The organism is Arenibacter certesii DSM 19833, assembly GCF_000429545.1.
GTDB classification, from domain to species: Bacteria; Bacteroidota; Bacteroidia; order Flavobacteriales; family Flavobacteriaceae; genus Arenibacter; species Arenibacter certesii.
Map to the genome: position 1 here is coordinate 60,300 of NZ_AUCB01000012.1, position 26,305 is coordinate 86,604.

The 26,305-nt window shown below is 38.5% G+C and carries 27 protein-coding genes; 22 read left to right on the top strand and 5 right to left on the bottom strand.

Annotated features, from left to right (window positions below):
• Nucleotides 1-219: 219 nt before the first annotated feature.
• The 7 genes from miaB (at nt 220) to groL (ending at nt 6,936) form a co-directional block, all read left to right on the top strand.
• Complete coding sequence (gene miaB, locus G466_RS0107545) at nt 220-1,665, top strand: tRNA (N6-isopentenyl adenosine(37)-C2)-methylthiotransferase MiaB (RefSeq protein ID WP_026813118.1); 1,446 nt, start codon at nt 220-222, stop codon at nt 1,663-1,665.
• 5 nt (nt 1,666-1,670) lie between these two features.
• Nucleotides 1,671-2,942, top strand: coding sequence for a sigma-54 interaction domain-containing protein (locus G466_RS0107550; protein ID WP_026813119.1), 1,272 nt, complete (start codon nt 1,671-1,673; stop codon nt 2,940-2,942).
• Between the two features lie 24 nt (nt 2,943-2,966).
• Entirely contained in the window at nt 2,967-3,485 is a 519-nt protein-coding gene (locus G466_RS0107555; RefSeq protein ID WP_026813120.1) for an LptE family protein, read from the top strand.
• A gap of 3 nt (nt 3,486-3,488) precedes the next feature.
• Nucleotides 3,489-4,403 (top strand): hypothetical protein, encoded by a 915-nt coding sequence (locus G466_RS0107560; protein WP_026813121.1) that lies wholly within the window; start codon nt 3,489-3,491, stop codon nt 4,401-4,403.
• Nucleotides 4,404-4,407: 4 nt separating this feature from the next.
• Nucleotides 4,408-4,773 carry a preprotein translocase subunit SecG gene (secG, locus tag G466_RS0107565; RefSeq protein ID WP_026813122.1) on the top strand — a complete coding sequence of 122 codons (366 nt, stop codon included), beginning with the start codon at nt 4,408-4,410 and terminating at the stop codon, nt 4,771-4,773.
• A 146-nt stretch (nt 4,774-4,919) separates the two neighbouring features.
• Nucleotides 4,920-5,198, top strand: coding sequence for a co-chaperone GroES (locus G466_RS0107570; RefSeq protein ID WP_026813123.1), 279 nt, complete (start codon nt 4,920-4,922; stop codon nt 5,196-5,198).
• Nucleotides 5,199-5,304: 106 nt separating this feature from the next.
• Nucleotides 5,305-6,936, top strand: coding sequence for a chaperonin GroEL (groL, locus tag G466_RS0107575; protein WP_026813124.1), 1,632 nt, complete (start codon nt 5,305-5,307; stop codon nt 6,934-6,936).
• 94 nt (nt 6,937-7,030) lie between these two features.
• On the opposite strand, the gene G466_RS0107580 is transcribed toward groL, so the two are convergent.
• The 3 genes from G466_RS0107580 to G466_RS23075 form a co-directional block, all read right to left on the bottom strand.
• Nucleotides 7,031-7,396, bottom strand: coding sequence for a heavy-metal-associated domain-containing protein (locus G466_RS0107580; protein ID WP_034234964.1), 366 nt, complete (start codon nt 7,394-7,396; stop codon nt 7,031-7,033).
• A gap of 32 nt (nt 7,397-7,428) precedes the next feature.
• Nucleotides 7,429-9,663, bottom strand: coding sequence for a TonB-dependent receptor (locus G466_RS0107585; protein WP_026813126.1), 2,235 nt, complete (start codon nt 9,661-9,663; stop codon nt 7,429-7,431).
• A gap of 96 nt (nt 9,664-9,759) precedes the next feature.
• A complete protein-coding gene (locus G466_RS23075; protein WP_051315562.1) occupies nt 9,760-10,176 on the bottom strand; it encodes an HYC_CC_PP family protein in 417 nt (138 codons plus the stop codon).
• A 202-nt stretch (nt 10,177-10,378) separates the two neighbouring features.
• On the opposite strand from G466_RS23075, the gene G466_RS0107595 reads away from it, so the two are divergent.
• The 7 genes from G466_RS0107595 (at nt 10,379) to rodA (ending at nt 18,108) form a co-directional block, all read left to right on the top strand.
• Nucleotides 10,379-10,831, top strand: coding sequence for a GAF domain-containing protein (locus G466_RS0107595; protein ID WP_034234967.1), 453 nt, complete (start codon nt 10,379-10,381; stop codon nt 10,829-10,831).
• A 91-nt stretch (nt 10,832-10,922) separates the two neighbouring features.
• Nucleotides 10,923-12,455, top strand: a complete 1,533-nt coding sequence (gene purH / locus G466_RS0107605; protein WP_026813128.1) for a bifunctional phosphoribosylaminoimidazolecarboxamide formyltransferase/IMP cyclohydrolase — start codon at nt 10,923-10,925, stop codon at nt 12,453-12,455.
• Nucleotides 12,456-12,511: 56 nt separating this feature from the next.
• Entirely contained in the window at nt 12,512-13,540 is a 1,029-nt protein-coding gene (locus G466_RS0107610) for a rod shape-determining protein (RefSeq protein ID WP_026813129.1), read from the top strand.
• Between the two features lie 112 nt (nt 13,541-13,652).
• Complete coding sequence (gene mreC, locus G466_RS0107615) at nt 13,653-14,468, top strand: rod shape-determining protein MreC (RefSeq protein WP_026813130.1); 816 nt, start codon at nt 13,653-13,655, stop codon at nt 14,466-14,468.
• Nucleotides 14,461-14,970: a hypothetical protein gene (locus G466_RS0107620; RefSeq protein WP_026813131.1), complete on the top strand. Its 510-nt coding sequence runs from the start codon at nt 14,461-14,463 to the stop codon at nt 14,968-14,970. Before mreC ends, G466_RS0107620 begins: the two co-directional genes overlap by 8 nt.
• On the top strand, nt 14,967-16,835 hold the full coding sequence (locus G466_RS0107625) for a peptidoglycan D,D-transpeptidase FtsI family protein (RefSeq protein ID WP_026813132.1): 1,869 nt from the start codon (nt 14,967-14,969) through the stop codon (nt 16,833-16,835). The genes G466_RS0107620 and G466_RS0107625 overlap by 4 nt, the downstream gene beginning before the upstream one ends.
• A complete protein-coding gene (rodA, locus tag G466_RS0107630; protein ID WP_026813133.1) occupies nt 16,825-18,108 on the top strand; it encodes a rod shape-determining protein RodA in 1,284 nt (427 codons plus the stop codon). The genes G466_RS0107625 and rodA overlap by 11 nt, the downstream gene beginning before the upstream one ends.
• Here the strand turns inward: rodA and G466_RS0107635 are convergent.
• A complete protein-coding gene (locus G466_RS0107635; RefSeq protein ID WP_026813134.1) occupies nt 18,105-18,917 on the bottom strand; it encodes a DNA/RNA non-specific endonuclease in 813 nt (270 codons plus the stop codon). The two genes, rodA and G466_RS0107635, sit on opposite strands and share 4 nt — an antisense overlap.
• 175 nt (nt 18,918-19,092) lie before the next feature.
• On the opposite strand from G466_RS0107635, the gene msrB reads away from it, so the two are divergent.
• The 6 genes from msrB to G466_RS0107660 all read left to right on the top strand — a co-directional run bounded on the left by msrB (nt 19,093) and on the right by G466_RS0107660 (nt 22,628).
• Nucleotides 19,093-19,554, top strand: a complete 462-nt coding sequence (gene msrB, locus G466_RS0107640; protein ID WP_026813135.1) for a peptide-methionine (R)-S-oxide reductase MsrB — start codon at nt 19,093-19,095, stop codon at nt 19,552-19,554.
• Between the two features lie 7 nt (nt 19,555-19,561).
• Nucleotides 19,562-20,098: a peptide-methionine (S)-S-oxide reductase MsrA gene (msrA, locus tag G466_RS0107645; RefSeq protein ID WP_373296590.1), complete on the top strand. Its 537-nt coding sequence runs from the start codon at nt 19,562-19,564 to the stop codon at nt 20,096-20,098.
• Between the two features lie 170 nt (nt 20,099-20,268).
• The gene (locus G466_RS24435; protein WP_229797184.1) at nt 20,269-20,460 is read left to right on the top strand and encodes a hypothetical protein; all 192 of its coding nucleotides are present in this window, start codon (nt 20,269-20,271) and stop codon (nt 20,458-20,460) included.
• A gap of 2 nt (nt 20,461-20,462) precedes the next feature.
• A complete protein-coding gene (locus G466_RS24440; protein ID WP_229797183.1) occupies nt 20,463-20,723 on the top strand; it encodes a hypothetical protein in 261 nt (86 codons plus the stop codon).
• 33 nt (nt 20,724-20,756) lie between these two features.
• A complete protein-coding gene (locus G466_RS0107655; RefSeq protein ID WP_026813137.1) occupies nt 20,757-21,026 on the top strand; it encodes a GNAT family N-acetyltransferase in 270 nt (89 codons plus the stop codon).
• 36 nt (nt 21,027-21,062) lie between these two features.
• Entirely contained in the window at nt 21,063-22,628 is a 1,566-nt protein-coding gene (locus G466_RS0107660) for a protein adenylyltransferase SelO (RefSeq protein ID WP_026813138.1), read from the top strand.
• 69 nt (nt 22,629-22,697) lie between these two features.
• Here the strand turns inward: G466_RS0107660 and G466_RS0107665 are convergent, their stop codons facing one another.
• The gene (locus G466_RS0107665; protein ID WP_026813139.1) at nt 22,698-24,908 is read right to left on the bottom strand and encodes a carboxy terminal-processing peptidase; all 2,211 of its coding nucleotides are present in this window, start codon (nt 24,906-24,908) and stop codon (nt 22,698-22,700) included.
• 302 nt (nt 24,909-25,210) lie between these two features.
• Here G466_RS0107665 and surE point away from each other — a divergent pair, with 302 nt between their 5' ends.
• Nucleotides 25,211-25,990, top strand: a complete 780-nt coding sequence (gene surE / locus G466_RS0107670; RefSeq protein WP_026813140.1) for a 5'/3'-nucleotidase SurE — start codon at nt 25,211-25,213, stop codon at nt 25,988-25,990.
• Nucleotides 25,983-26,264, top strand: coding sequence for a hypothetical protein (locus G466_RS0107675; protein ID WP_026813141.1), 282 nt, complete (start codon nt 25,983-25,985; stop codon nt 26,262-26,264). The genes surE and G466_RS0107675 overlap by 8 nt, the downstream gene beginning before the upstream one ends.
• Nucleotides 26,265-26,305: the final 41 nt, after the last annotated feature.

The window sequence follows — 26,305 nt, forward strand, 5'->3', positions numbered from 1 at the left end:
TGGATACCAATGTTACCGTAAAGTTGCGTTTTAAAAAGGCATATTCAGTCCTATAGCGTCCCCAGTTTTAAATTAAATTATTACAAACCTTTTTTATGGCGACCTTTTTCAATTAGGGAAGCCACACAATTTATTTAATTTTTAACTGTCAATATGTCACATATTTCTATATAATGCTATCTTTGCAAACCATAAAGCTAAAAGCTAATGTACCAGAACATGGAGAAGACAATAGATGAATCCGTACAGGGAACTGCTTTATCCTTAAAGGAAAAGAAAGTCAGTTCACGAAAACTATATATAGAGAGCTATGGTTGCGCTATGAATTTTTCGGATAGCGAAATAGTAGCCTCCATATTATCAGAAGAAGGGTTTAGCACCACCCAAGAACTGGAGGATGCCGATCTGGTATTGGTAAACACTTGTTCCATAAGAGAGAAAGCAGAATTAACTATTCGTAAACGTTTAGAAAAATTCAATGCGGTAAAACGTCACCGCCCTCACATGAAGGTTGGAGTTTTAGGTTGTATGGCCGAAAGATTAAAAGCGAAATTATTAGAGGAAGAAAAAATTGTCGATATGGTCGTAGGCCCAGACGCCTACAAGGATCTTCCTAATTTAATTAGAGAGGTAGATGGTGGCCGCGAGGCTGTTAACGTAATCCTATCCAAAGAAGAAACCTACGGGGACATATCCCCAGTACGTTTAAATACCAATGGGGTTACCGCTTTTGTTTCCATTACCCGTGGATGCGACAATATGTGTACTTTTTGCGTAGTACCCTTTACTCGAGGTAGAGAAAGAAGTAGAGATCCGCAATCAATTTTAGAGGAGGTGACGGAATTGGTAAATAAAGACTACAAGGAAGTTACCCTTTTGGGGCAGAATGTAGACAGCTACCTATGGTATGGAGGCGGATTAAAGAAAGACTTTAAAAAAGCGTCAGAAATACAAAAGGCTACTTCCGTTAATTTTGCCGACCTCTTGGAAATGGTAGCACAAGCACATCCAAAATTACGGATCCGCTTCTCCACTTCCAATCCGCAAGACATGACTTTAGACGTGGTAAAGGTGGTAGCAAAATACGAGAACGTTTGCAATTACATTCACCTTCCTGTACAAAGCGGTAGCAATCGCATACTTAGGGAAATGAACAGGCAACACACTCGTGAGGAATATTTAGAATTGGTAAAGAACATTATAGAAATAATTCCCGACTGTGCCATATCCCAAGATATGATTGCTGGTTTCCCTACAGAAACAGAAGAGGACCATCAGGATACCTTATCCTTAATGCAGGAAGTTAAATATGAGTTTGGTTACATGTACGCCTATTCCGAAAGACCGGGTACCGCAGCAGCAAAAAACTTGAAAGACGATGTTCCTGAGGAAACAAAAAAACGAAGACTGGCAGAAATCATAGCATTACAAAGACAACACAGTCACTATAGAAGCAAACAACAATTAGGGAAGACAGTAGAAGTACTTATAGAAGGAACTTCAAAAAAATCGGAATTGGAATGGATGGGGAGAAACTCTCAAAGTTCCGTAGTAGTATTCCCTAAGGAAAATTATAAGGTGGGAGATTTTGTAAATGTAAAAATTACGGATTGTACATCGGGAACACTTTTGGGTGTACCTGTAGGATATTCTCATAACAATTAAATAGTATGGAGTCGATCCAAGCAATTAAACAACGATATGAAATTGTTGGTAACGATGTAAAGCTTAATCGTGCCATTGAAAAGGCTATTCAAGTTGCCCCTACCGACATTTCAGTACTAGTTACTGGAGAAAGCGGGGTAGGTAAAGAGGCTATTCCCAAGATAATTCATTCTCTTTCCCATAGAAAGCACGCTAAGTATATAGCTGTAAACTGTGGAGCCATTCCGGAAGGGACCATAGACAGTGAGCTTTTTGGACACGAAAAAGGAGCTTTTACAGGAGCCACCGCCACTAGAAGCGGATATTTTGAAGTAGCTGATGGTGGAACTATTTTCCTGGATGAAGTGGGCGAATTACCACTTACCACCCAGGTCCGCCTTTTAAGGGTACTGGAAAATGGAGAATTCTTAAAAGTAGGCTCATCCCAAGTACAAAAAACGGATGTTAGAATTGTTGCTGCAACCAACGTTAATATGTTTGAAGCAATTAAAAATGAAAAGTTTCGAGAAGACCTTTACTACCGTTTAAGCACTGTAGAGATCCATATTCCACCGCTAAGGGAACGAAAGGATGATATTCACTTGTTATTCCGAAAATTCGCTTCTGATTTTGGACAAAAATACAAGATGCCCACCATTAGATTGGAAGATGACGCAGTACAATTACTGGTTAAATATCGCTGGCCGGGCAACATCCGACAGTTGAGGAATATTGCTGAACAAATTTCTGTGCTGGAAGGAAGTAGAAACATTTCTCTAGCCTCCCTAAATAGCTATCTGCCCAATGCAAGTAATACCAATCTGCCCGCAATTGTAGAGAAGGAAAAAAAGAAAAGTGACTTTAGCAATGAAAGGGAGATCCTCTATAAAGTCTTGTTTGACATGAAGGGAGATCTAAACGATTTGAAAAAACTGACCTTAGAGCTTCTTAAAAACAACGATAGCGAAAAGGTACAGGAAGAAAATGAAAATCTGATCCGAAAAATATACGGAAAGGAAGAGGAAATATACACGGAAGAAGAGGAAGAAGTAACTTCCAATATTTTGGAGCTTCCCGAATCCTATATTGAAAACCCCAGCACCTCACCTGCAATAGGCGACAAGTATCATTTTGCTGAAGAAATAGAAGAAGAAGAAACCTTATCTTTACAAGAAAAGGAAATAGAACTTATTAAAAAGGCTTTAGAAAGAAATAAGGGAAAAAGAAAGGCTGCATCCGCTGAATTGGGTATCTCGGAACGCACCTTATACCGAAAAATAAAACAGTACGACCTATAGCGGTAGGCAAAAACAACAAAATTAATGATCAGAAGTAAATACCTTATTATAGTACTTGTTTTGGTGGCAGGTATTTCTAGTTGTGGAATATACAATTTCACAGGGGGAGATGTAGGAACAGCAAAGACCTTTCAGATCCCTTATTTCCAAAACTATGCCTCTCAAAATCCAGGATCTACCTTTGAACCGGGAATGGATAGAGATTTCACCCTAGCACTTCAAGATTTAATCCTCAACCAGACCAGTCTTAACTTAGTCACCGCAAACGGAGACTTAGTATACGAAGGCGAGATTGTAGAGTACCGTATCTCTCCAATGTCTGCCACGGCCCAACAGACAGCAGCCCAAAACAGATTAACTATAAGGGTGAACGTAAGGTTCTTTAATAACACCAAAAAAGATGTAGATTTTGAGCAACCGTTCTCCTTCTTTTATGATTATCCGGCTAATTCCCAGTTTTCTTCAGTAAAGGATGAGGCACATCAAGTAATTTTTGAACGTATTACCCAAGATATTTTTAATAAATCATTGGCAGATTGGTAATTTATGAACGTACAGGACTTTACATATCTACTACAAAATCCCGATAAACTGGTCTCCCCTGTGCAGACCCATCAACTGGAAGATATTCTGGCAGAATACCCTTATTTCCAAGCCGCAAGGGCAATGCACCTAAAAGGACTAAAAAACCTGAACAGTTTTAAATACAACAACGCACTTAAAGTTACGGCCGCTTATACTGCTGATAGGGATATTCTGTTCGACTTTATTACTTCCAAGGATTTTCTTCAGAATACTATTGCAGATTCCATTTCGGGAAAAACCACCTCCCTAAGTGACACCTTAACTTTTTCTGAAGAAATCACATCCGAGTTTGAAGAAGAAAAATCCCTGATTAAAACATCAGATGATGAACCTTGGCCTCGCACCGCAAAAGATGCGGATCAAATTTTAGACCCCTCTCTTTTCACCTCTAAGGACCCCAAAATAGACGAATCTCTCGCAGAGGATAAAAAAAAAGCCATAGAAGTACTGGAAATAGGGAAGCCCCTTAATTTTTCAAGAGATGAAAAATACTCTTTTGGTGAATGGTTGCAGCTCACTAACAAAAAGAAGGAGAAGACCACATCAGCAACCATTTCTGAAAATAAAAACAACAAGCCTACCAAAAAAAATACGGAGCACAAAAAGAAAAAGTTTGAACTAATAGACAAGTTCATTCAGACCAACCCTAAGATAGTCCCCAAGGAGAATACAGCTAAGATATCCATTAAGGAATCATTGACCTTTGATCAGAATGAATTAATGACTGCGACTTTAGCGAAGGTATATGTTGAACAAAAAAAGTATAAGCAAGCGATTCAAGCCTACAGAATTTTAAGTTTGAAATATCCAGAAAAAAGTAGTTTCTTTGCAGACCGAATAAAAGCGGTAGAAAAAATACAACAAGAAAAAACATAATTTAATGAATACTACATTTACAATATTCTTGGTCCTAATCATTTTGGTAGCCCTTTTACTAATGCTAGTAATTATGGTTCAAAACCCTAAAGGTGGTGGATTATCTTCCTCTTTTGGAGGTGGCGGAAGTCAGGTTGTGGGCGGTGTTAAGAAAACGGGAGATTTTCTAGACAAAAGCACATGGACTTTAGCAACAATTTTAGTGGTATTGATCTTACTTTCGAATATCGCAGTCAAAGGTAGCTTTAGCGATTCAGATTCTAAGCTTCTTAATGGCGAGCCAATAGAAAACACTACTCCAGGCGTTTTACCAGGTGCACCTTCAACACCAGCAGCAACACCTGCCAAAAACCCATCGGACAGTTTATAATAGGGACTAAAAGACATACATTTTGTTATAATGCCAGCTTTAATGACAAGCTGGCATTTTTATTTTAACAAAGTGGCAGTTTTTCAACAATGGCATAATTTCTGCCTATTAGAAGGAAACTTAAAAACAATTAAAATTTAAATAATATGGCTAAAGTTAGCATTAAACCATTAGCGGATAGAGTTCTTATTGAGCCTATGGCTGCCGAAACCAAGACCGCATCAGGTCTTTACATTCCAGATACTGCAAAAGAAAAGCCACAACAAGGCAAAGTAGTTGCTGTTGGACCTGGAACTAAGGATGATGAAGTAACCCTTAAAGTTGGTGACACCGTTCTTTATGGAAAGTATGCCGGCACAGAGCTAAAATTGGAAGGTAACGAATACTTAATGATGCGTGAAAGCGACATCTTGGCAATCATCTAAATGATGCCTAAAGTTCCTAAAAAAGTGGGAACCTATTAATGCTTTATTACACTTATTTATTAAACAAGTTCCCGCCGAATCGGGACAGAACAACACAAAGTAAATTATGGCAAAAGATATAAAATTTGACATTGATGCAAGAGACGGCCTAAAACGCGGTATAGATGCATTGGCAAATGCAGTAAAAGTAACCTTAGGCCCAAAGGGTAGAAACGTAATCATCAGCAAATCATTTGGCGCACCAACAATCACTAAAGATGGTGTTACGGTAGCCAAAGAAATAGAATTGGCAGATGCTTTAGAGAATATGGGAGCTCAAATGGTAAAAGAAGTTGCTTCCAAAACCAATGATTTGGCAGGTGACGGAACCACTACCGCAACTGTATTGGCACAGGCAATCGTAAAAGAAGGTCTTAAAAATGTAGCGGCAGGGGCAAATCCGATGGATTTAAAAAGAGGTATAGACAAAGCCGTTGCTGTTATTATTGAAGACTTAACCAAACAAGCGAAAAAAGTAGGTGACTCTACCGACAAAATAAAGCAAGTTGCCTCTATTTCTGCCAATAACGATGAAACTATTGGGGACCTTATTGCACAAGCATTTGTAAAGGTTGGCAAAGAAGGTGTTATTACCGTAGAAGAAGCTAAAGGTATGGATACCTATGTAGATGTTGTTGAAGGAATGCAGTTTGATAGAGGTTACCTATCTCCTTACTTTGTAACGGATTCTGAAAAGATGACCGCAGACTTGGATAACCCTTATATTTTATTATACGACAAGAAGATTTCTTCAATGAAGGATCTTTTACCAGTATTGGAGCCAGTAGCACAATCTGGCAAGCCATTATTGATCATTGCTGAAGATGTTGATGGCGAGGCATTGGCTACTTTAGTAGTAAACAAGTTAAGAGGTTCCTTAAAAATCGCTGCAGTAAAAGCACCTGGTTTTGGAGATAGAAGAAAGGCTATGTTGGAAGACATCGCTATCTTAACTGGAGGTACTGTTATAGCTGAGGAAAGAGGGTTTACTATGGAAAACGCCACCTTGGACATGTTAGGAACTTGTGAGAAAGTTTCTATTGATAAGGATAATACCACTATTGTTAATGGTTCTGGAGATTCTAAGACCATTAAGACAAGGGTAAATCAAATAAAATCTCAAATAGAATCTACCACTTCTGATTACGATAAAGAAAAGCTTCAGGAGCGTTTGGCTAAATTGGCCGGTGGGGTTGCTGTACTATATGTTGGTGCTGCATCTGAAGTAGAGATGAAAGAGAAAAAAGATAGAGTTGATGATGCCCTACACGCAACAAGAGCGGCAGTAGAAGAAGGTATCGTTGCTGGTGGAGGTGTTGCATTAATAAGAGCAAAAGCCTTACTTTCTAACATAAAAGCGGAGTCTCCTGATGAAGAAACAGGTATCCAGATCGTTGCAAGAGCTATTGAAGCCCCACTGAGAATTATTGTTGAAAATGCTGGTGGCGAAGGCTCTGTAGTAGTTGCCAAAGTATTAGATGGTAAAGGTGATTTTGGATATGATGCCAAATCAGAAACCTACGTAGATATGATTAAAGCAGGTATTATAGATCCTAAGAAAGTAACTAGAATTGCATTAGAAAATGCAGCCTCAGTTGCTGGAATGATCTTAACTACAGAATGTGCTTTGACCGACATTAAAGAGGAGTCTCCTGCAGGCCCCCCAATGGGTGGCGGAGGAATGCCCGGAATGATGTAATGGCCACTTGCCAAATAAAGTAGTATTTAAAATGCCGTCCTTGAAATTTTCAAGAACGGCATTTTGCTTTTCATAGGTTTAATATTGAAACTCGCTAATGATGTTGCCCATCATCTGAATTGTCCTCCCTATACTTGCAGCAAGGATGAATTCCCTCATAGGCTTCCTCGGTTGCCTTCAGCTCTTTGGTATCATGCCCTACCCCCACAATTGCCGATTTCACCTTCATCGTATTTGTCTTTCGCTCATCCACAATAAGGGATAACTGATGCGTAGGAATATCCCAAGACGCAAATTTCACCCCTTTCACACCCAAGGCAGCCTTTTCTATTCGCTCTTTGCACATGGAACATTTTCCGTTGACCTCAAAGCTCATCTTCTTATTTTTATCCTGCCCATAAGCCATCATTGATAATGTAGCAAAGGCAAATCCTACTATTGCATTTTTAATTTTCATCATTTTTATATTTGAACGATTAGTAACCTTTAAAGTTATAATTTATATCTAAATCCTGTATAAAACATCCTCCCCATGGTTGGACCATAAATAATTGTAGTATCAAAATTTGTACCGAAGGGATTTTCCGCACCTATTACGGGCAAATCCTGAACATAATCCGTTAAGTTTTCACCTCCAATATATATTTCAAAATTATCGGAAAACACCTTGGTAATCTGAGCGTTCATCAAACTAAAGGAAGGGGAATATTCTCCCAATTGATACGCCGCGGGATTACTAGCCGTACTCGGCAGCCGCTGCTTCCCCAAAGTGTGCAACGTATAGTCTGCTCTCCATTGGGACCCATTCTCCTTCGCATTCGTAACGTAGCCTACATTAGCAAAGAATCTATGCTGGGCCTGCAATGGTTTTTGTAGAGCCCCAGAGACATAATCCGTCTCCACATCATAAAATTTATACGCGGTTCTCACCTCTACATTCTCCAACAACTCATGATTCACTTCTATCTGAAAACTTCGGGCGGCGCTTTTGCCTTCAAGATTATAAAAAGATATGGCCTGAGGATCTTCCCAGTCTACCACTACCTGATTATTAAAATCCGTAATATAATAATCCAGCGCAATATTTCCAGATCTTTGAAAGAGCGTAAAACCCTGTAGTATTCCGACCCCATAATTCCAAGCATCCTCAGCATCCAAACCATAGATATTACCGTCTTGTCCGCTAATTTTTATTTCCCTTGCCGACCCAAACATTTGTTGGTTTTCTGCAAAAATATTAGCCGCTTTTCTACCACGACCAACCGAAGCCTTTATACTCCCCCGCTCCCAAGGAAGATAGCGAACATGGAGTCGTGGCGTAATAAAGCTCCCTAGGTTGTTATGACTATCTGCCCTCACGCCCGCGGTTAGGCTCAATTTTTTTAAATCATCATAACTATATTCAAAAAACGCACCGATAGACTTATCCACCCTGGAAAAATCCATAGCGTTTACCATTTCGGTATAACCGTCATATGCAAAGGTGACACCGGTCTTAAACTTACTTCTGGTATCACCAATAATAGAACTAAACTGCAGGTTGGTATAACTACTTTCATGATCTATATTATAGCGACTAAGTCCAAAATAGGAGTCCTGCTTATGCAAACTATAAGCAGATTGAAATCCAAGGCTCTGAAATGGGAGTTCAGGAAAAACATATCCTAATTTCAACGAAGAATCAAACCGTCTAGTATCAATCTCACTACCCCACGAGTTGTTGGTAAATTTATCCATTCTAGGGTCAAAATTCGTCTGCCCCGTCTGTTTTTCATCATTTAAAAAACGGACATTGATAAAACTCACCCACCCCTTTTCTACATTTTGGTATTGCCATCTATTTAAAATATTGATCTGATTACCCAATGGAGCATCTAAGAATCCATCTTTATTTCCATCCTCTTCGGCGTTTCTATAATTACCATGCAAATAAAGCCCCGTACTCCATTTATCACTTAGCGCGTGATTAACATGGGTATTTAACTCCAGCCTACCGTTCATGTTGGCATAGCCATTCACAAAAAGACGCTTATCCGTAAAAGGCTTTACCAACTCTGCATTTATCTGTCCGGAAATACTCTCGTACCCGTTTACAACACTCCCTCCCCCTTTGGTAATCTGGATGCTTTCTACCCAGGTCCCAGGCGTAAAACTTAATCCATATACCTGGGACGCACCACGCACCATAGGAATATTCTCTTGGGTAATTAATAGATAAGGACTGGTTAACCCCAACATCTGAATCTGTTTTGTTCCAGTAAGGGCATCGGAAAAATTAACATCTATGGACGGATTGGTTTCAAAACTTTCGGAAAGGTTACAACACGCCGCCTTAAGTAATTCCGCGCTATTGATAGTCACTACATTCTGGGGACTAAAATAGGATTTCTGCAAAGCATCCCGCTTCTTCTGCACAACAACCTCCTCCAACTCATTAGAAGGCCTTAGCCGATGACGTAATTTCTGTGGCTCATTTATAATTAGGGTGTCGGAATGAAACCCAACATAACTTACCACCAATTGTGTATGTTCTGGAATAAATGGAATTGTAAAGCTCCCATCCTCCCCGCTAATAGTCCCTGTTTGGGAATTTAACCAATATATATTTGCACCTTGCAATCCTATATCTTTACCCCCAGAATCGGACTCTAAGATTACTCCCTCAACATTTTGACTACATACCAGGTATGGCAAGCAGAATAAAGCAAACACAAAAAATTTCTTCATTAAATTAGTATTAATATTAGTAAAATAAAAACACACTAAAACCCACCACATCCAACTCAAGGGAGCTGGATGGCAGCATCTTTACTAATATTAAAATCAAAGTAGAAAAACCTGATGTAAAAGGTATATATCCCTACCTATATGAGGGGGCGAATTATTAATCCCAAGAATGGGAAGCTCGTAGATTATCTCTAATATTAGAGCGCTATTCTCCTTAGCCGCTGTAAAAATAAATGGAAAGACCAACTTTAAGTCTTTAACCGAATACGAAAGATCTTCCAAGCCCTTAATAGAAATAACCTCACTACTACAACAAGGAGGCTCTTCTAATTTAAAAATAGCATTCCCATTGTTCCCAACAGCTATCATACCGCAGCTTTCCGCCTCTTGAAAAAAAGCAATATCCACTAGGTGCCCTAGACAATAATGTTTTTCCACCGTCCAGGAAACGGTTGCAAACAAAATCAGCAGTGCCAACCAAAGGGAGGTTATTTTACGAACGACCTGTTTCATTGGCACAAAAATAATGAAATCTTACATACCTTATCTCCATCTCATAGAGAAATGCAAAATATAGAATAACTTCAATACTACCTTGAAGTTGAAAATTGGAATTGAATATAGACGAATACTAAGTAATTTATAATATTAACCCAATAACGTTAAACCTCGTGCAACAAATAGAATTATAGTTAATTTTGCCTAAAATTTTATTATGCTCGATCACTTAAAATTAAAGGCATCAGAACTATTAAAAGAACCCGGACAGAATACCGATCAGAAACTACAGGCCATTTGTGATTTACTAAAAGACAATGTACCCTATTATGACTGGGTTGGTTTTTATTTCAGAAACGGCAGCAAAGAAGAGCTTGTCTTAGGTCCTTATGCCGGTGCCCCAACGGATCATACGACCATACCTTTTGGGAAGGGTATATGCGGCCAGGTAGCAGTATCCAACCAAAACTTTGTTGTCCCCGATGTTAAGGCCCAAGATAATTATATTGCCTGTAGCCTAACCGTTAAATCCGAAATTGTAGTACCCTTATTTGTGAATGGAGAAAACGTGGGCCAGATAGACATAGATTCTAACACCTTAGACCCCTTTTCTGAGGAAGACGAGCGCTTTTTAGAATACATTAATCATGAAGTTTCTAAATTTTATTAAACTTTAAGGTGATTGTTGTTAATTCTGCTGTTTTTAAGCGCAAAAAAACTACTTTTGCACCCTGATAATCCATAATAACAAGTACAAAAAAATGAGCACCTCTAAAAAAGCTACATCGGCCCTTATTTCAGTATTCCATAAAGATGGCCTTGCACCCTTGGTAGAAAAGCTTAATGCATTGGGAATCACCATCTATTCTACTGGTGGTACAGAGAAATTTATCAAAGAATTAGGTATTGATGTAGTTCCCGTTGAGGACATTACAAGTTACCCTTCCATTTTAGGAGGTAGGGTTAAAACCTTGCATCCAAAAGTATTTGGGGGAATCCTTAATCGCCAAGACAACCAAGGGGATCAGGATCAGCTTAAGGAATTTGGGATCCCTCAGTTAGATATTGTAATTGTGGATCTATATCCTTTTGAGAAAACGGTTGCTAGCGGTGCTTCTGAACAAGACATTATTGAAAAGATAGATATAGGCGGTATTTCATTAATACGAGCGGCTGCCAAAAATTATAAGGACACGCTTTGTGTTTCCTCAATGGATGATTATGAGGAGGTACTGGAAATAATGACGAATGGCAACGGAAGCACTACCTTGGAAGAGCGTAGGCGTTTTGCTACAAAATCTTTCAATGTTTCTTCCCATTACGATTCCGCGATCTTCAATTATTTCAATAAAGATTTAAAAGAGCCTTCATTAAAATTAAGTGAAACAAATGGGCAAATCCTGCGATATGGTGAAAACCCACATCAAAAAGGATTTTTCTTTGGAGATTTTGATGCCCTGTTCCAAAAATTACACGGCAAAGAACTTTCCTACAATAACCTATTAGATGTAGATGCAGCAGTTAATTTAATTGAAGAGTTTAAACATGACGAGCCTACCTTTGCTATCTTAAAACACAACAACGCTTGTGGTCTTGCCTCTCGACCTACCATAAAACAAGCTTATTTAGATGCCTTGGCCGGGGACCCTGTTTCTGCTTTTGGTGGGGTTTTAATAAGCAACAAGGAAATTGACAAACCTACTGCGACAGAGATCCATACGCTTTTCTGTGAGGTGGTCATTGCACCGAGCTATTCCGAAGAAGCATTGGAGATTTTAAAAGGGAAGAAGAACCGTATCTTATTAATACAAAAAGAAGTGGCATTACCAAGTACTACCGTAAGAACTTGTTTAAATGGTGTACTTTTACAAGATAAAGATGACAAGACGGACACCTTAGAGGACTTGACCAATGTTACAGAGAAAAATGCTTCCGATCAAGAATTAGAGGATTTAATATTTGCATCTAAATTATGTAAGCATACTAAAAGCAATACAATCGTCTTGGCCAAAAACAAGCAGTTGTGTGCAAGTGGAACTGGACAGACTTCTAGAGTAGACGCATTAAACCAAGCCATACACAAGGCTAAATCATTCAATTTCGACTTACAAGGAGCAGTAATGGCCAGTGATGCATTTTTTCCTTTTCCAGATTGTGTAGAAATTGCGCATAAAAGTGGTATTACGAGCGTTATACAACCGGGAGGGTCAATAAAAGACCAGTTGAGTATTGATTATTGTAATGAAAATGGGATTTCTATGGTAATGACGGGTACCCGCCATTTTAAACATTAATTTCCTTACTTTTGACGATAGAATTGACTTTTAATCCGAAAACAAACAGCTAAAAAATGGGATTTTTTGATTTCTTAACCGAGGAGATAGCGATAGATTTAGGAACCGCTAACACCCTGATTATTCACAATGACAAGGTTGCTGTGGACAGTCCCTCTATTGTTGCTAGGGACAGAATTACTGGCAAAATCATTGCGGTTGGGAAAGAAGCCAGTATGATGCAGGGGAAAACCCACGAAAATATTAAGACCATTAGGCCGTTAAAGGATGGAGTAATAGCGGATTTTGATGCCTCTGAAAAGATGATCAGTATGTTTATAAAAAACATACCCGCACTAAAGAAAAAGTGGTTTCCGCCCGCATTACGGATGGTAATCTGTATCCCTTCCGGAATAACGGAGGTAGAAATGAGAGCGGTAAAAGAATCTGCAGAGCGTGTAAATGGCAAGGAAGTATATCTTATTCACGAACCTATGGCAGCAGCTATAGGTATTGGATTGGATATTATGCAACCCAAGGGAAATATGATTGTGGATATAGGTGGGGGAACTACCGAGATTGCCGTAATTGCTCTTGGAGGAATTGTTTGTGATAAATCTGTTAAAATTGCGGGTGACGTATTTACTAATGATATTATCTATTATATGCGTACGCAGCATAACTTATATGTTGGAGAGAGCACTGCAGAAAACATAAAGATTACTATTGGATCTGCAACGGAAGACTTACAATCACCTCCAGATGAAATGTCTGTTCAGGGTAGAGACCTTCTCACCGGGAAACCAAAACAAGTATCTGTTTCTTATAGGGAAATAGCCAAAGCTTTGGACAAATCCATTTTAAGAGTAGAAGATGCTGTAATGGAAACCTTATCACAAACACCCCCAGAATTGGCAGCGGATATTTATAACACAGGAATTTATTTAGCAGGGGGCGGATCTATGCTAAGGGGCCTAGATAGACGTTTATCACAAAAAACTGACTTACCTGTATATATTGCAGAGGACCCATTAAGAGCTGTAGTAAGAGGCACCGGAATTGCTTTAAAGAATTTAGACCGCTACAAAAGCATTTTAATTAAGTAAATTTAAGATAAAGCATTTTCGGGATCATCCTATTGAACTGGTAGAAGCAACCAGACCTTAATCCTTAAATTGACCTATTAAAAATGAAGGTTCAATAATTTAATTCAAGTACATGCAGCAGATTATTAATTTTATATTAAAATATAAAAACTTCTTGCTCTATGTATTGTTAATGATCATTGCGCTAACATTTACCATCAGGGCACAGTCCTATCACCATTCCAAGTTTTTTAATTCGGCAAACTGGCTTACCGGTAATCTTTACGAATCTACAAACAGCGTTTCTACCTTTTTTAGCTTAGGCATAGAGAACAAAAAACTGGTAGAAGAAAACAAGCGGTTACGCCATCAACTATTCAATCAGAAAAAAGACCCTGCAGTTTTATTAGATTCTACCAAAATTAATTATGAGGTACTATCCGGTCAGGTAATAAAAAATAGTTATTCTCTCCCGAGAAACTATATCACCTTAGATAAAGGTAGTTCTGATGGGCTGGAGATAGATATGGGCGTCATTACCGCAGATGGAATTTTAGGTATAGTAGAACATACCTCCAAGAATTTCTCTTTAGTACAGAGCATCTTAAACGTAAAGTCTAGGATTAATGCCAAAATAAAGAACACCAATCATTATGGCTCCTTAACCTGGGATACTGAAGATTACCGTACCGCTCAATTGAACGATATAGAACGATTGGTACCCTTGAGTATTGGTGACACCATTGTTACTGGAGCAAGTTCAAGTATTTTTCCGGAAAACATACCTATTGGAGTCATCGAGAACTTTGAAATTACCACTGCACAAAGTTCTTACCACATAGATGTTAGACTATTTAATGACATGACCACTGTAAAGAATGTGTATATCATAAAAAATACACAGCGTAAAGAGATTATTGAATTAGAATCCAAGATCCGTAATGACTAGCAATAGCACATTTATTATTGTTATTAGATTTATACTATTAATTTTAGTGCAGGTATTGGTATTCAATAATCTGAATTTTTTCGGATATATAAACCCCATGGTCTATATTCTATTTCTCTACTGGTATCCCATCAATGATCAACGGTTTTTCTTTATATTATTAAGTTTTCTATTAGGGCTAATGGTAGATTGGTTTTCAGACACTATGGCTATACATGCGGCAGCAACAGTAACCATAGCTTATCTAAGACCAACAATAATGCGTTTCTGTTTTGGCGCCAACCTAGAATTCCAAAATTTCCGGATAGCCAATGCTACCCAAGCACAACAAATAGTATTTCTTGTATTGCTAATTATTATACATCATTTGGTATTCTTTACCCTAGAAATTTTCAGTTTTGGAAATACTCTGCTAATTTTGAAAAAAGTACTTTTCACTAGTATGGCTACCATATTGCTGAGCCTACTTTTGAAGACACTTTTTAGCGTTAAAAAACAATGAGAAAAATACTGTTATCCTCAATAATCTTATTGGCGGGATTAACTTTTATAGCCAGATTATCCTATCTGCAAATATTTAGTTTCTCCCCTAACCAGATATTGGAAGATCCGGCCATTAAAGCGGTCTATGACTACCCGGAAAGAGGATATATCTATGACAGAAACGGTGAGTTATTGGTAGCCAACCAACCCGCCTATGATGTTATGGTGATTCCGGGCGAGGTTAAATCACTGGATACCCTAGAATTTTGTGGCCTTCTGGGAATTGAAAAAGAACACTTTCTTGAGCAACTGAGCAAGGCTCGAGTATATTCCCCAAGACTCCCATCGGTATTGGTACCTCAACTCTCCAAGGAAGACTATGGTCGACTACAAGAGAAAATGAGACGATTTGATGGTTTTTACATTCAAAAACGATCGTTGCGCTACTACGATACCGAAAGCGGCGCAAATGTCCTAGGTTACATAAGTGAGGTAAATCCATGGGATGTTGCTAAAAACCCATCCTATGCCGCTGGAGAATTAAAGGGCACCACCGGTATAGAAAAGGAATACGAAGAAGTCTTACGGGGACAAAAAGGGGTTAAATACATACAGAAAGACCGTTTTAATAGAGACATTGGTCCCTATAAAGATGGAGCTTTGGATACGCTTCCAGTACAAGGACAAGAAATTACGGTTACCATAGATAAGATTCTGCAAGAGTATGGAGAGAAATTAATGGTAGGTAAACATGGGGGCATAGTGGCTTTAGAACCTAGTACAGGTGAAATACTAGCCTTAATTTCCGGCCCTAGTTATGACCCCTCAATTTTAGTTGGCCGAGAAAGATCTAAAAACTATAGTAAATTACATTACGACAGCATTACTAAACCCACCTTTGATCGCTCCTTGCTAGCTTCACAATCTCCAGGCTCCCCTTTTAAAACTTTAAATGCACTTGTGGGACTACAAGAAGGAGCCATTGATACAGAAACAACTATTCAATGTTTTAACGGATTCTTTGTTGGTAGAAGAAAACGAGGTTGCCATTGTGGAGGCGGTCTCCGAAATTTACATTCCGGTCTTTACCGATCGTGTAACGCGTTTTCTGCTGGTGTTTTCCGGAGATTTTATGACAAGTTCAACACCACTGGTGAAGCTCAGGATGCTTGGGAAAAACACATGAAAAGTTTTGGCCTTGGCACTTTTCTAGGATATGACCTACCTATCGGAAGACCAGGTAGAATTCCAAGTCGAGAATATTACGATAGGGTATATGGCGCCAATAGATGGGCATCTACTTATATTATATCAAATTCCATTGGACAGGGAGAGGTAGAAACTACTCCAATCCAATTAGCAAATATGACCGCAGCAATAGCAAATAGAGGTCATTATTTTACCCCTCACGTGATTAAAAAAATTGGTGATGAAGAAATTTCTATTCCAAAATTCACTGAAGCAAAACATACTACCATAGACAAGCGCCATTTTGAACCAGTAGTACAAGCTATGGCAGAGGTATATAAAATGGGAACCGCTAGGTGGTTACAAGTAAAAGACTTAGACATAGCAGGAAAAACCGGCACAGTAGAAAACTTCACCAGAATTAATGGAGTACGAACCCAGTTAACGGACAATTCCGTTTTTGTAGCGTTTGCTCCCGTGAACAATCCTAAAATTGCCATAGCGGTATATGTAGAGAATGGTTATTTTGGAAGTAGATATGCTGGACATATTGCCACACTAATGATCGAAAAATACCTAAAAGGTGAGATTACCAGAACAGATTTGGAGAAAAGAATGCTAGAGAAAACATTGGAACACGAATATGCCAAACCCTATAGTGGGCAACCTTTTAAAATAAACGAACGTGCCTGGTAAAAGTACCCTTAAACGTCTGGATTGGATCTGTGTATTCTTTTACATCTGTCTAGTCTTCATGGGCTGGATCAATATCTATTCTACTGCATTTGACGAGAACAATCCCTCCATCTTTAATTTTGCAGCACTTTACGGCAAACAATTGTTCTTTGTTGGTGCAAGTATATTAACAATAGTGATCATACTAGGTTTGGAAGCAAACTTTTATGAACGTTTTGCCACCCTATTTTACTTAATTTCATTGGTACTTCTTTTAGGGTTATACCCCTGTGGAAGAACTATTAACGGAGCAACCGCTTGGTACGATTTAGGCTTCTTTAACCTACAGCCTGCAGAACTTGCAAAGATGACCACTGCATTGGCATTGGCTAAATATTTGAATGATATACAGACCGATATTAAACGCTTCAAAGATCAACTCTATGCTTTGGGCATCATCATAGTTCCTTCCATCCTAATCCTTTTACAACCCGACCCCGGAAGTGCCCTAACCTTCTTTTTCTTAATTTTTGTAATTTTTAGAGAGGGTCTGCCTCTGTATTACTTAGGCCTAGGAGTAACGGTAATTGTTATTTTCATCACTACCCTAATGTTTGGCACTATTTGGCTGGCCATAGGATTAGGACTCGCCTTAGGACTATTTATACTTCTTAAGAAGCCCTCATTTAGGATTTCTATATTACCCATATCATTAAGTTATATTGCGATAATAGTTTTCTCCCTTTCTGTTGATTTTGTTTATGATTCCGTTTTACAACAACACCACCGAGATAGATTTAGCTTGTGGTTACGGCTGGAAAAAGATCCGAAAAAAATGGCTGAAATTCAGAAAACCATTGGATATAACACCCACCAGTCTGAAAAAGCCATTGAATCTGGAGGTTTTTCGGGTAAAGGCTTTATGCAAGGAACACGAACCAAAGGAAACTTTGTACCCGAACAACACACAGATTATATCTTTAGTACTGTTGGGGAGGAATGGGGATTTTTAGGGACTGCAAGCGTGGTTATAATTTTCACCCTACTACTACTTCGGTTGGCCTTTTTAGCGGAACGCCAAAAGAACCCCTTTAGCCGAATGTATGGTTATGGCGTGATCTGCATTCTTTTTATCCATTATTTTATTAACGTAGGAATGGTGATAGGAATTTTACCCACAATAGGAATCCCACTTCCCTTTTTTAGTTATGGCGGATCTGGACTGGTATTTTTCAGCGCATTGCTTTTTATCTTCCTTAAATTGGACGCTAATAGGATGAACGAATTAGGTTAGAACCTCCAGCCTTTTGTGTTTACTTCAGATTCCAATTTCTCTTGTATCTCATATGGCAAACCCTGAAAAAAATCGATACTCGTTAACTTCTCTATTTGATCTACGGTAACTACAAAATCTTTTAAATTTGCATCCAACTTCTTATGGGGAATTAAGAAAGCTATTATTTTTAGGTCCTTCCCCTCTCCCTTTGCCACAATTTTATAAAAATATTTTGGGACGGCCACATCCTCTTTCCCTATTGTGGGCAGATCCTCTGATAAAACACCTGCTGTAATAATTACCAATGGCCCCTCCCTTTTTGCCCAGCTTCTTATTTGCTGCTCTAATCTATTCCAAATTCCCCCATTAAAATCGCCTATTTGAGGACTAATATTACTGGTATAAAAAGTCTCGTTATAAGCTTCCTCTGAAAACCTTCTATCCCCTGCCGGACATAAATGTCCCCGTTCATACCCAGATCCCTTATAATTCCTCCAATCTGCAGATGTTGTTTTCACTTTAGGATCCTGAATGAAATAAGGTCTTTTTCTGTCATCATATGTTAAATGGGATTTATCTATAAGATAAGCTACCCACTCTGCCTGTTCATGTTCTTCGCTGTAGGAGAACATATAATGATTATGTTGCACTAAAGCACCGGTGGTAGAACTGGGCCAATAATCCTTTGGGACCAAGGTCTGCGTCCCTGCGTAAGAAGGTGAAGAAACGGTAGTTGGCGTGTAATAATTATCAAACCACCAAAATACCACTATACAAAGGACCATTAAAGCAGTATAAATAATCTTATTTTTCCTATTTTTATTCATATGTCAAATATAAATGAAAACACTAGAATAGGCACTAGCACAAAATGTAAGCCTTATGGTGTTTATACGACTATTAGTAGACGGATATAAATGAGTAGCCAGTATCTGTGAAAAGCTAACTCCGGATCATATAGCGGGGTATTATACTTAAAAATCTAAAGAAAGACGATATACTATGTTAACATGGAAAGATATTATAAGTTTTAGTGCAAAAGGAAATCCTACCCCAGATAAAAGAGTGGAAAAAAGTGAGGAAGAATGGAAAAACCTACTTACTCCGGAACAATATAGGATTACAAGAAACAAAGGCACGGAGGCGCCACATAGCGGAGCACATTGCACCTCTTACGATGAGGGCGAATACGGGTGCATCTGTTGTGGAACACCTTTGTTTGATTCAACAATTAAGTTTAACTCCGGCACAGGATGGCCCAGTTTCACGCAACCTATAAAAGAAAATGCAGTTAAATACCACAAAGATACATCCTATGGAATGGTAAGAGTTGAAGCAATGTGCAATACCTGTGATGCCCATCTAGGCCATGTGTTTCCAGATGGCCCAGAGCCAAGTGGCTTAAGATATTGCATTAATTCAGAATCCATGAAATTAATTAAGGAAGGAGTAACCAATGAATAGTAAGGATATGGAATTAGCCACATTTGGAGGAGGATGCTTTTGGTGTGTTGAAGCAGTATTTCAAGAAGTAGAGGGAGTAGATAAAGTGATCTCGGGTTACACTGGTGGCAATGCCCCGGGAAAACCTACCTATAGGGAGGTTTGCTCTGGTTTAACAGGACATGCCGAAGTAGTACAGGTAACCTTTGATCCAGAGATAATCTCGTATGAAGATATCCTGACTATTTTTATGACAACCCATGATCCCACTACGCTTAACCGCCAAGGGGCAGATGTGGGAACACAATACAGATCGGCAATCTATTACCACAACGATAAACAAAAGGAGATTGCTAAGGCAGTAAAGCAAAAAATATCCGCTTACTATCCACAACCAATAGTGACGGAAACAAGCCCACTTTCTATCTTTTATGAGGCCGAGGAAGACCATCAGGATTATTATAGAAATAATAAAGCACAGGGGTATTGTAGGGCCGTGATTTCTCCCAAATTGGCAAAATTGCGCCAGCTACATGCCAATAAATTGAAAAAAGAAAACACCTAGAGAAGCTAGTGTTTTATCTATTTGTTATTCGCTACTTCTCCACAGTATAATTAACTTGCTTTCATCGGGAAATGGGACAGTCAGGAAGAGAAAAACATTAATGACCTTGAACTGCATAACTTATTGAATAAAATGGGGAAATTATTCCATAATAGGAAAGGAGAATAGCTATGGAGCAAAAACCATGGGAAAAACCTGGTCTTTTTACCGCAACGGAACTGGAAGTTACGCAATGGATAGATGCTAATGGATGTGCAACAGATCCCATATTATTGTCAGATTATAAAGATAAATTTAAGGTAATATATTGTTACCAGTACTGGTGCAAAGGATGCCAAACAAGAGGTTTTCCTTCTCTTTAAAAATGATCAATGAAAATCAGCACAGGAACGATATCCTATTTTTGGCCATTCAGACTGTTTTTGAAGGACATAAAGAAAATACCTATGATACATTGGTAGCAACGCAAAAAGAATATGGATTAAAAATCCCATTTGGCCACGATGCTGGTGATGCTAGCACTAATAATATCTCAAAAATAATGATCAATTATCGCACCATGGGCACTCCTTGGTTTATCTTAATAAATGAAGAAGACAGAGTGGTTTTTTCAGATTTCATCTAAATGTTAATTAAAGGATACTATAAAAAAATCATTATGACAGTAAGACACGAAAAAGAAAAAAATAGGTTCACCATGGATATTAATGGTGATATAGCCAGAGTTGATTATCAGTTAAAGGACAATAAAATGTATTTAACCTACTCTGAAATACCCTATCACTTAAGAGGTCAAGGATATGGAAAGATCCTTGTAGAAAAAACTTTTGAGCAATTGACCAAAGAGGGATATAATGCCAAGGCAGTATGCTCCTATATAAGAGCCGTAGCAAGAAGAAGTGATAAATGGAATACTATAATTGAATAGACCGCCACTTTTAGAGGGGCACATGAAAACAAAACAATGAAATTTAATATTAAAGATACCTTCACTAAGGAACTACCTGCTGATCCCATTTTAGAAAATTTTAGGAGACCGGTCCATGCTTGCTTTTCCTATGTAAGCCCAAAAAAAACAGCGTATCCCGTATTAGTTCATGCTTCCCGAGTATTAGCTAAGGAACTAGGTATTACCGAAGAAGATTTACAATCAGAACCATTTTTACAAGTTTTTTCTGGCAATGAACTGGTTCCCAATACTACCCCTTATGCAATGTGTTATGGTGGACATCAATTTGGGAATTGGGCAGGTCAGTTAGGTGATGGTAGAGCAATCAATTTATTCGAAATGGAACACCAGAATAAACATTGGGCGCTACAGCTAAAGGGAGCTGGCGAAACCCCCTATTCTAGAAATGCCGATGGTTTGGCTGTATTACGCTCTTCCATTAGAGAATATTTATGTTCCGAAGCTATGTTTCATTTGAATGTCCCCACTACTAGAGCACTTTCCTTATGTGAAACGGGAGATAAAGTACTACGAGATATCCTTTATACCGGCCATCCAGAATATGAAAACGGGGCTGTGGTATGCCGAGTAGCACCTTCATTTATACGTTTTGGAAATTTTGAAATTTTAATGGCCAGGGATGATAACGCAACCCTTAAGAAATTAACAGATTACACCATCAAACATTTCTTCCCCCATATTACAAGTGGAAGTAAGGAACGGTATATCCAGTTTTTTCAGGAAGTTACGGATCGCACTTTGGAAATGTTGATCCATTGGCAACGTGTGGGCTTTGTGCACGGAGTGATGAACACAGATAACATGTCCATTTTAGGTTTAACCATTGATTACGGACCTTACGGTTGGTTAGAGGGTTATGATGAGGGCTGGACTCCAAACACCACGGATAACAGGGATAAACGTTATAGATATGGTAACCAGATACATATTGGATTATGGAACCTCTATAGATTAGCGAGTTCTCTAATGCCATTAATTGGTGAGGTTGCCCCTCTTGAAGCTATCCTTGACGGATATCGCGACGCCTATGAACAACAATATCTAAAGATGATGAAATCTAAGATTGGTCTCTATGCTGAGGATACGGGAGATATTGTTCTCATAAGAACCTTAGAAGAGAATTTACATTTGACGGAAACAGATATGACCATTTTCTTTAGGAATCTAAGTAATATTGATAAGCAAACACCAGATAATGCTAATTTCTTATCCACAGTTATGGATGCTTTTTATTTGCCAGAAGAGCTTACCGACAGTGTAAGGGAAACATGGAATAATTGGTTTGTAGCTTATGTTGCACGACTACTACGGGAAGATCTAACGAATTTGGAAAGAAGAAAAAGAATGAATAAGGTAAACCCCAAATACGTCCTTCGGAATTATATGGCACAATTGGCTATAGAGGCAGCGGAAAAAGGGGATTATTCACTGGTGGAGGAATTATACCAATTACTTTTGGATCCCTATGGAGAACAGAATGAAGCAGAAAAATGGTTTGCAAAACGACCGGATTGGGCACGCAACAAAATTGGTTGCTCCATGCTTTCCTGCAGTTCTTAATGGCAATAAACAAAGCGCCCTTTATCAAAAATTGATAAAGGGCGCTTTTAAATAAATGTGTTGTTGAAGTTATCCTTTTACGCTGGCCAACCTAGCTTTATTTACAGAACTCTTTTTTAAATCCTCTAAAACATTTACCGCTTCTTCAACGTAAATATCCTTAGTCAAATCTTTGTGCCAACGGATACGTTTTTCTTTTAAAACGGTATCTTGTGCAAATAGTTCCTGTTCATATTTTAAAGACTCAAAAGTAAGCTTGGAATCGTATTCCGAGATCTTTTTAAAATATTTAGCTCTATCTCTATTTTCCTCTAGCTCCTTTTTAAAATCCTCATGGTTCAAGGAAACTGTCGTCTCATCCTGCCCCTTTTTTATCCACCTGGCATTTTCTTCTATTAATTTTAATTGTTCGCTCTGGGCCATTCTTTTCATACTATTGGCAACAGTAGCTTCATAATCTATAAAACCGTCCCAAGGCGTATAGGAAGCTGGAGGAATTTTATCCCAGCCCAACGGGTTTTCCTGATCCTTTTCTCCAATATCTATATAGCTGTACCTATCTGGCACCACTACATCGCTCTTTACCCCTTCCAATTGAGTAGACCCCCCATTAATTCTATAGAATTTTTGCGTTGTAAGTTTTATAGCACCTAAATCACCATGTTCGTTACTGCGTACTATATTCTCCAATGGGATTACATTTTGTACGGTACCCTTACCAAAAGTTTGTTTACTACCAATAACTATAGCTCTTTTGTAATCTTGCATAGCAGCAGCTAAAATTTCTGAGGCAGAGGCAGATAATTCATTGACTAAAATAACCAAGGGACCATCCCATTGGATGCGTTCGTCCTTATCATCGTACACCTCGGGTTTTTTACCTGTAGATCTAACTTGGACAATAGGCCCTTTCTCAATGAAAAGTCCAGCCATTTCAATGACTGTTTTTAAGGATCCCCCTCCGTTATCACGTAGATCCAAGATTAGCCCTTCGGCACCCGCTTCTTTTAAACGTTCTACCTCTTTAGCAACATCGGTAGCGGCATTTCTTTCGCTGTAATCTTCAAAGTCCACATAAAATTTCGGCAAATTAATTAATCCAAACTTATGATCGTCCTTTAATATTTTAGCGGACTTAGCATAGGATTCTTCTAATTCTACAACATCACGGGTAATGGAAATAACAACAACAGAACCATCTACTTTTTTAACGGTAAGATCTACTACAGTACCTTTGGGGCCTTTAATAAATTTAATAGCATCATCTAAACGCATCCCCACAATGTCTACTGGGGTTTCTCCATTCTGTCCCACCTTAAGGATTTCATCTCCTACCTCTAACCGCTGATCTCTCCAAACGGGTCCACCAGAAATAACTTCCATTATTTTGGTCTGATCTCTTTTCTTCTGTAGTCTAGCACCTATACCTTCAAACTTACCGGACATACTTGTATCAAATTTCTCCTTATCATCCGGAGCAAAATAAAAGGTGTGAGGATCAAATACCTCTACTATCGTATTCAAATATTGTACATACCAATCCTTGCGCTCTAACTCATCAATAAAATCGAAATAGTCATTCAAGGTATTCATTGTATCTTCCCTAGATTTCTTCTCGGCTTCCACAGGTGTTAAAGGTTCTGTACTTCCCGTCTCCTCCTCTAGGGCAACCACATCAATATCCTCTTCAAAAGGCATCACTTCCTTGTCTTCTTCCGAAGCATCTGCTTTTTCAGCCACATCATTAGACGTAAGCTTGGAATTATAGTTACCTAAAGTCGCATACTTCAATTGTTTTCTCCAACGCTCTTTTAATTCTTTCCGAGAAGCTGAATACCCCAACTCTTTATAATTAACATCTATGCTTTCTTTTATTGAATAATCAAACGGCTCACTAAGTACTTCCTTGTAAATTACCTTAGCCTCTTCCATCCGCTTTATCAATCGCTCATGAACCATATCAAAAAAGGAAATATCTTTATTCTTTATTTGGTCATCTATCTGAAACTTGTATTTCTCAAATTCTTGAATATCACTTTCTAAAAAATAGCGTTTTGAGGGATCAAGAACTTCAAAAAAGCCGTTGAAGACCTGTACGGAAAAATCATCATTGATATCCTTTGGCTGATAATGGCCCCGTTCCAAAACGTAGGTAATAAGATCCAACAACAGCTTATCCTTATCATCAGTTTCGAAAGATTTATTGATTTTACTTGTAAAACTACATGAGGTAACCGCAATCAGCATTATTAATAATGCATAGGCTAAATTCTTTTTCATTTATTCATTTTTTATTTTGCCCCATAACATGGGTAATGATTACACATGGCAGGTTTGGTTATAATCTAATAAAATTAATCAAACGGCCATTGCCAACCAAGTTTTGCTATTCAAAACCTTAATTAAATACCATTTTGCATAAAATAAGGAAAAAATCGTGCCACTTTACGCATTGCTGCCATTAATCTTTTGTTAATATACTTAAAGACCTCTTATTTCAGATGCCTATTATCAACTGCATATAAAGTGGGATTAATCAATAACATTTTAAAAACGTATTTTTGTACCTTTAATTATACACTATGGCAAAACCTTTGATTTTAGTGACCAATGATGACGGAATTACCGCTCCAGGTTTACGGGCGTTAATACGTTTTATGAAAGAGATAGGCGATGTAATTGTAGTTGCACCAAATAGTCCACAGTCCGGAATGGGGCATGCGATTACCATAGATAGCACATTATATATAGAAGAAGAGACTATAAATAGAGAAGATGGGGCAATAGCCGAATACAGTTGTAGCGGAACTCCGGCAGATTGTGTAAAATTGGGCCTAAGAGAACTCTTGGATAGAAAACCTGATCTGTGTGTCAGCGGAATTAACCATGGCTCTAACTCCTCAATCAATGTAATTTATTCTGGGACTATGAGTGCCGCAATAGAAGCGGGGATCGAAGGCATTCCTGCTATTGGCTTTTCCCTTTGTGATTTTAGTTGGAATGCCAATTTTGAACCTGCCAAAGAAGCAATTCAACAAATTGTTAGACAAGCACTAGAACATGGAATTCCAAAGGGGGTGGTACTAAATGTAAATATCCCTAAAACCAAGACTGCTTCACCTAAAGGCATTAAAATATGCAGACAAGCTAGAGCGAATTGGAAGGAAAAGTTTGATAAGCGGATTAGCCCCAATGGCAAGGAATATTACTGGCTTACAGGGGAGTTCGAATTATTGGACAATGGTGAGGATACGGATGAGCACGCACTTTCAAAAGGCTTTATCGCTGTAGTGCCCACACAATTCGACTTAACGGCCTACCATGCTATACACCGACTAAACAACTGGAAACTAAATGATTAAAAAGGAGATTCTTATCGGATTTATTGTAGGGATCATTGCCAATACTTTTGGCACCTTGCTTTACATTGTTATTTTTTCGGACTTCGGAATTGCAGAAACCTATAATGCTGCCATTGAACAAGGGCATGTGGGAAGTTTATTAGCGCTAGGAGCCGTCCTAAACCTCGTGGCATTTTTTGGTTTTTTAAAAATAAAAAGAGATTATAGGGCCCGCGGTGTAATGATTGCCACCGTTATGACCGCCTTTCTTATCTTATATTATAAGATTTTTTAGAATCTCAAATGGTCCTGCAAAACAAAACCAAATACTACGGC